Origin of the sequence: uncultured Fibrobacter sp. (assembly GCF_946062555.1) — a bacterium.
Taxonomy (GTDB): domain Bacteria; phylum Fibrobacterota; class Fibrobacteria; order Fibrobacterales; family Fibrobacteraceae; genus Fibrobacter.
In genome coordinates this window covers 26123-32338 of record NZ_CAMGVQ010000040.1, presented here as the reverse complement: position 1 = coordinate 32338, position 6216 = coordinate 26123, and the positions used below count along the sequence as shown (strand labels likewise).

General features: G+C 53.0%; 7 protein-coding genes. All 7 read left to right on the top strand.

The window, feature by feature from the left end; genetic code table 11:
- Positions 1-205 precede the first annotated feature (205 nt).
- Positions 206-550 carry a hypothetical protein gene (locus Q0P86_RS11600; RefSeq protein ID WP_295039602.1) on the top strand — a complete coding sequence of 115 codons (345 nt, stop codon included), beginning with the start codon at positions 206-208 and terminating at the stop codon, positions 548-550.
- Between the two features lie 149 nt (positions 551-699).
- The gene (locus tag Q0P86_RS11595) at positions 700-2088 is read left to right on the top strand and encodes a DNA methylase (RefSeq protein ID WP_295039601.1); all 1389 of its coding nucleotides are present in this window, start codon (positions 700-702) and stop codon (positions 2086-2088) included.
- A 36-nt stretch (positions 2089-2124) separates the two neighbouring features.
- Complete coding sequence (locus Q0P86_RS11590; protein WP_294115465.1) at positions 2125-2346, top strand: hypothetical protein; 222 nt, start codon at positions 2125-2127, stop codon at positions 2344-2346.
- A gap of 110 nt (positions 2347-2456) precedes the next feature.
- Positions 2457-3662, top strand: a complete 1206-nt coding sequence (locus Q0P86_RS11585) for a cytosine permease (protein WP_294115467.1) — start codon at positions 2457-2459, stop codon at positions 3660-3662.
- Positions 3631-4461: a pyridoxamine kinase gene (locus Q0P86_RS11580; RefSeq protein WP_290994974.1), complete on the top strand. Its 831-nt coding sequence runs from the start codon at positions 3631-3633 to the stop codon at positions 4459-4461. Before Q0P86_RS11585 ends, Q0P86_RS11580 begins: the two co-directional genes overlap by 32 nt.
- 2 nt (positions 4462-4463) lie before the next feature.
- Positions 4464-5123 (top strand): TatD family nuclease-associated radical SAM protein, encoded by a 660-nt coding sequence (locus Q0P86_RS11575; protein ID WP_295039598.1) that lies wholly within the window; start codon positions 4464-4466, stop codon positions 5121-5123.
- Positions 5124-5228: 105 nt separating this feature from the next.
- Positions 5229-6170, top strand: coding sequence for a LysR family transcriptional regulator (locus Q0P86_RS11570; RefSeq protein ID WP_295039596.1), 942 nt, complete (start codon positions 5229-5231; stop codon positions 6168-6170).
- Positions 6171-6216: the final 46 nt, after the last annotated feature.

Sequence of the window (6216 nt, the reverse complement as noted above, 5' to 3'; positions counted from 1 at the left end):
CATCCGCATACGACATACAAAACCCTGCACTTTCAGTGCAGGGTAGTTTATTGTCTATAACGGCGCAGACGGCTGGGATCCGCTCTCAAAGCCGCATTTTGCGGACTATCCCGAATACTACCACGATATCGGCTACCCCTTCAAGGTAGAATTCCTTGACATCGGCCACGATATCGATGACGCTGAATTGAAGTGCTTTTCGCCCATGACCCTTGTCGCGCTCACTTCTTTGAAGTATATTTTTAACGAAGAAAAGTTCACTGTTTCTTTCCGCGAGGCTGCGGCACACCTGCTCAAGCTGGACCGCTCGCCCGAAGGCAGGGACTTTATCAAGCAGTCGCTCTCCTACTTTTTGTGGAGGTGGCCCAACAAGCACAAGGATATCAAGATGGACAGGCCGGAAATTGTAGCGAAGCGTGGATACGAAACCTTTGCGGAGCATTACGTGAACAAGGGGCACGCAGATGCTATCGACATTATGCGCGAGGTGGGCATTTCGCATGAGCAAGTCGCTGAAGTAAAAAAACGACTTGCTGCTTTGAATAAGTAATATCACTCAATTTTTTTTTGAAACCTAGCTTTCATAAGGCTAGGTTTCTTTCTTTGGCTTAAAGAACTGCAATCTCGGCAATAAAAAGATCGTCGAGCTTCTTCTGGAATTCTTCGTCGGTCTTGATTTGTTTAGTTATATTTCCCATTATGCCTTCACGCACTTATGCGGCCATAGACTTGAAGTCGTTCTTTGCCTCGGTGGAATGTATCCTCCGGGGGCTTGACCCGCTGAAGGCGAAGCTTGTGGTGGCCGACGAGAGCCGCACCGAAAAGACGATTTGCCTCGCGGTGACGCCTGCGCTCAAGGCTTACGGGATTCCGGGGCGTGCGCGGCTTTTCGAGGTGAACCAGAAGGTGCGCGAGATGCTGCGTCGTACGGGCGAAAAGATCGAGTTCACGATTGCGAAACCGCAGATGGCGAAGTATGTGGAGTATTCCACGAAGGTGTACAATGTCTACCTGAAGTACGTGAGTGCCGAAGACATCCATGCGTATTCCATCGACGAATGCTTTCTGGACTTGACGCGCTACCTGAAACTTTATAAAAAGACGGCACGCGAACTGGTGAAGACGATTATCCAGGATGTTTTTGCGACTACGGGAATCACGGCAACGGGCGGAATCGGGACGAACTTGTACCTTTGCAAGATCGCGATGGACGTGATGGCGAAGCATGTGGACGCCGACGCCGATGGCGTGCGCATTGCGGAACTCGACGAGATGAGTTACCGCAGGCTGCTTTGGTCGCACAGGCCGCTCACGAGTTTTTGGCAAGTGGGGCGCGGCATTGCGGAACGCCTGGAAAATTGCAGGCTGAATGCGGGGCGAGGCGTCTACACGATGGGCGACATCGCCCGCGTGAGTGTGAAAAATCCCGAAGCGCTGTATAAGCTGTTTGGCGTGAATGCAGAGATTCTGATTGACCACGCTTGGGGTTACGAGCCTTGCACGATTGCGGACATCAAGAAGTCAAAGCCTCGGAACAGGAGTACGGGCGAAGGCCAGGTGTTGCAGGATCCGTATCCGTTCGACAAGGCGCGTCTCGTGGTGCGTGAAATGGTCGATACGGTTTCAATGACTTTGATTGCGCACGACCTGGTGACAAACGCGATGGTGCTCACGGTGGGTTACGACCGCGAAAATGTGGACAAGGGAATTTACCACGGCGTGACCGTGACGGATTTTTACGGGCGCACGATTCCGAAACCTGCGCACGGCACGGCAAGCATCGGCTATTATACCAGCTCGCAGTCTGTGATGGCCGATGCCGTCATGAAACTTTTTGACCGCATCGTGGACCCTAAATTGACGGTGCGCCGCCTGAACCTGGTGGCCGCCGACATCGTGGATGCAAGCCACGAACAGTACGACTTGTTCACCGATGTGCAGAAGCAGGAAAAAGAAAAGAAGCGCCTGAAGGCGGAACTCCTGATCAAGAAACGCTTCGGCAAGAACGCGATTGTGAAGGGGATGGATCTGCAGGAGGGTGCCACGACCATCGAACGCAACGGACAAATCGGAGGACATCGTGCCTAGGGGTGTGAGGTCGCTCCCCTTGCAGGGTCGCTTTTTATGATTGATAATTACAAAGACATCATTGATTTGCCGTATCCGCGGAACGACAGGAATTTTATGATGAAGCATCCGCGTATGAATGTGGAAGACCGCGCAAAGATTTTCCACCCGTTCGCGGCGTTGCGCGGGCATGCCGAGGCGCTTGACGCAACGGCTGAACGCAAGCAGGATGCCGTGGCGAACGAATTGACGCTGGACGATCGGGAATTTGGCGCCTAGATTTGCTGTTTCTTTGGGCTATAGTTTAAAGCTATAATTGTAGATACAAAAGTTATATAAGTCGTAGCCCTTGTGATGGCAGGGCCGTTTTTTTATTTTTGGCACTGCTTATGCGTACTAGTGTTTTTTCAAATGGAATTATTTGGTTTGGTGTCGCGATTTCCGTTTCCGAGATTGAGGCGGGTATCGAGATCGGCTCCGCGGCGGCGAGGGATTCCCTGTGGCTTCCCCTGGTTCTTGGTCACCTTCTGGGTGGCGTGATGCTGTTCTTTGTCGGTCTCATCGGTGCGCGTGTGCGCCTGAACGCCATGGAGACGACGGCTTCGACTTTCGGCAAGTACGGTTCCAAGTTCTTTGCGGCGTTGAATGTGTTCCAGCTGCTTGCGTGGGTGGCCGTGTTGAATGCGCAGGGCGCGTCGGCGCTTTCGGGGCTCAACCTGCCGATTTCTTTCCCGCTGACTTGCGTGATTCTTGCGGTGCTGATTGCGGCGTGGGTCTATGTGGGCATCAAGCGTTCGGCGAACGTGGCGACAGTCGTGATGGCTGCCCTTGCGATTCTGCTTGCCGTGCTTTCTGTTAAGTTGTTCGGTATCGCCCCGGCGTCTGGTGCCAAGGCCGCTGCCGTACTTGGTTTTTGGAATGTTTTCGAGATATCGATTGCCATGCCCATTTCGTGGTTGCCGGTGATTTCCGACTACACCAAGGATGCCGAAAAACCGGTCAGGGCAACGGCGGTTTCTGCCGTGGCGTATTCGCTGGCGAGCCTCTGGATGTATTTTATCGGAATCGAGATTGCGGGAATCGGGGCGGACAACAATATCGCGCAGGCGATTCTCTTGGCGGGTCTCGGTATCCCGGGAATCGTGATCGTGGTGCTTTCGACGGTGACGACCAATTTCTTGGCGGCGAACTCGGCCGGTGAATCGGCAAAGGCAATTTACGGCAAGCTGAATCCGAAAGTTGCAGGCGTTGTCGTGAGCGTGCTGAGTGCCGTCCTTGCGATTTCGGGAATCATGGACCATTACATCAGTTTCCTTTACCTGATTGCGTCTGTATTTGCGCCCATGGCGGCCGTGTTGCTGGTTTCGTTCTTCTTTGCGAAGGGCCGTAGCGAAAGTCTCGGCGCCTGGCTCTGGAACTTTTTGGCGTGGCTTGCGGGTTTTGCGGTTTACCAGGTGGCGGAACGCCTGGATTCCGTGTTCCTTGGCCCGACACTGATTGCGGTTATTGTTTCGGCGGCGCTAGCCTATGCCCGCGTTCTCAAATTTCTATTTTTGAACGGTCATGCCACAGAAAAAGATAGCGCTCATCAATGATATCACGGGCTTCGGACGCTGCTCGATTGCCGTCATGGCGCCTGTCGTTTCGGCGATGAAGATTCAGGCGGTTGCGGTGCCGACGGCGATTCTTTCGACGCATACGCAGTTCCCCGAATACTATTTTGACGACTACACTCCGAAAATGCGCGACTATATCCAGACCTACAAGAATCTGGACATGTCGTTCGACGCGATTGCGACCGGTTTTTTGGGCTCCGAAGAACAGGTGGATATCGTTATCGATTTTATCAGGACTTTCAAGAAACCCGGCGTGTTCACCCTTGTCGACCCGGTGATGGGCGACGACGGACTCCTCTACAAGACCTATACGCCCGCGCTTTCCGAAAAGATGAAGGGCCTGGTTCGTTATGCCGATATCCTGACCCCGAACTTGACGGAACTCTGCGCATTGACCGACACGGAATATCGCGACGGCAATTTCAACAACGCCGAACTGGAAAACCTTTGCCAGCAGTTGAGCGCCCAGGGGCCCGAACATATCGTGGTGACCGGAATCCATTGCGAAGACAGGCAGATTATGAACTTTGTCTACAGCAAGGGCGAAAAGCCGAAAACGGTCATGGTGGACCGTATCGGTGGCGACCGTAGCGGCACGGGCGATGTCATCAGTGCGGTCATTGCCGGAATGTACTTGAATGGGCACGACTTTTACGACTCGGTCAAGCGCTCGACCGAATTTGCGTCCAAGTGTGTTGCCTATTGCGAAGAGCAGCATGTCCCTACGCATTGGGGGCTCAGTGTCGAGATGTTCCTTCGCGACCTCATGGAGGACTGACGATGGTTTTGTATACAGTGACTGGGCATGTGGGAGAGGCCGGCTATCTGGATATCGCGAATAGCGGCGATCTCACCGGCAAGAACATCTACGTGAACATGACGAACCGTTGCCCCTGCAACTGTGTCTTTTGCCTACGTCAGACCAAGAAGATGATGGAAGGCAATTCGCTCTGGCTCAAGGAGGGCGAACCTAGTGTCGAACGGGTGATGGATCTTTTTGCGCCGTACGATCTTTCCGTCATCAACGAACTGATTTTTTGCGGCTACGGCGAACCGCTCGAAAGGGTCGCCGATGTCTGCGAGGTGATTGACCGCCTCAAGTCAAAATACCCGGACCTGAAAGTGCGCGTCAATACGAACGGCCTTGCGAACCTTGTTCACGGTCGCGACATTACGCCGGAGCTTGCGGGCCGTTTCGACACGGTGTCCATTTCGCTGAATGCGCCGGATGCCGAGGAATTCCTCGCGCTCACGCGTTCCAAGTTTGGGATTGGGTCCTTCGAGGTGCTCCAGGAGTTTGCTGTCCTCGCGAAACGCCATGTGCCGAACGTGGTCATGACGGTGGTCGAGAAGGTGATGTCCGAAGAAAAAATCGAACTTTGCCGCAAGTTGTGTAATGACCTGGGCGTGACCCTGCGCGTTCGCCCGTTCGAATCGTAATAAATTTTGTTTATTTTACTTGACTGATTAATAGATTTTGTCTATATTTCATCCCTACAAAAGTAATAGGAAACTAAAAATTCAAATCAAAGGTGGCTACGACCCATGACTCTGCAACAACTCCGCTATGTAATCGGTATCGCCAAGGTGGGCTCCTTTAACAAGGCTGCCGAGAACCTGTTTATTTCGCAACCGTCGCTGACGGCCGCTATCCGCGACCTCGAAGAAGAGATCGGCATCGTGATTTTCAACCGCACGAGCCGCGGTGTGTCGCTTACGCCGGACGGCGAGGAATTCGTGGCCCAGGCGAACCAGCTGTATCACCATTACGAGACTCTCCGTGGCCGTTACGACAAGGCCGTGCAGCAGAAGAAGAAGTTCGCCGTTTCGACGCAGCATTATTCCTTCGCGGTCAAGTCCTTCGTGGAGATGGTGAAAAAGTTCAATATCGACGAATACGAATTCGCCCTCCGCGAGACAAAGACCAAGGACGTCATCGACGACGTGGCAGGCCTCAAGAGCGAAATCGGAATTTTGTACCTGAGCAATTTCAACCGCAAGTACATCAACTACCTGTTCAAGGAACGCGACCTGGAATTCCACCACCTGATCGATTGTAAGGCTTATGCCTATATGTGGAAAAATCATCCGCTGGCAACGCGCAAGTCGGTGAACCTGATGGACCTTTCGCAGTACCCCTGCCTTTCTTTTGAGCAGAGCGAAAGCGGCAGCTACTACTTTGCCGAAGAGATTTTGAGTACAAACGAATATCACCGTACCATCAAGGCGAACGACCGTGCGACTATGCTGAACTTGATGGTGGGCCTGAACGGCTATACGCTCTGCTCGGGTATCATCAGCGAAGAAATCAACGGTTCGGACTATGTGGCGGTCCCCTTCAAGGACGCGAAGGGCGAAGATGACCGTACCATGGAAATCGGCTACGTGGTCAAGAAGAACTTTATGCTCTCGACCATCTGCCGTATCTACATTCGTGAAATGGAAGAGTATCTCCAGAGCTATACCGAATCGCACAAGCAAAGGTAGGGAAGCTTCGGTGGCGTCCCTTGAGGCGAAGGGGCCGAACATTTTC

Coding starts and splice junctions, on each gene's coding strand:
- Q0P86_RS11585 (WP_294115467.1), top strand. CDS start 2,457: ATGCGTACTAGTGTTTTTTCAAATGGAATTATTTGGTTTGGTGTCGCG.
- Q0P86_RS11595 (WP_295039601.1), top strand. CDS start 700: ATGCCTTCACGCACTTATGCGGCCATAGACTTGAAGTCGTTCTTTGCC.
- Q0P86_RS11575 (WP_295039598.1), top strand. CDS start 4,464: ATGGTTTTGTATACAGTGACTGGGCATGTGGGAGAGGCCGGCTATCTG.
- Q0P86_RS11600 (WP_295039602.1), top strand. CDS start 206: ATGACCCTTGTCGCGCTCACTTCTTTGAAGTATATTTTTAACGAAGAA.
- Q0P86_RS11580 (WP_290994974.1), top strand. CDS start 3,631: ATGCCACAGAAAAAGATAGCGCTCATCAATGATATCACGGGCTTCGGA.
- Q0P86_RS11590 (WP_294115465.1), top strand. CDS start 2,125: ATGATTGATAATTACAAAGACATCATTGATTTGCCGTATCCGCGGAAC.
- Q0P86_RS11570 (WP_295039596.1), top strand. CDS start 5,229: ATGACTCTGCAACAACTCCGCTATGTAATCGGTATCGCCAAGGTGGGC.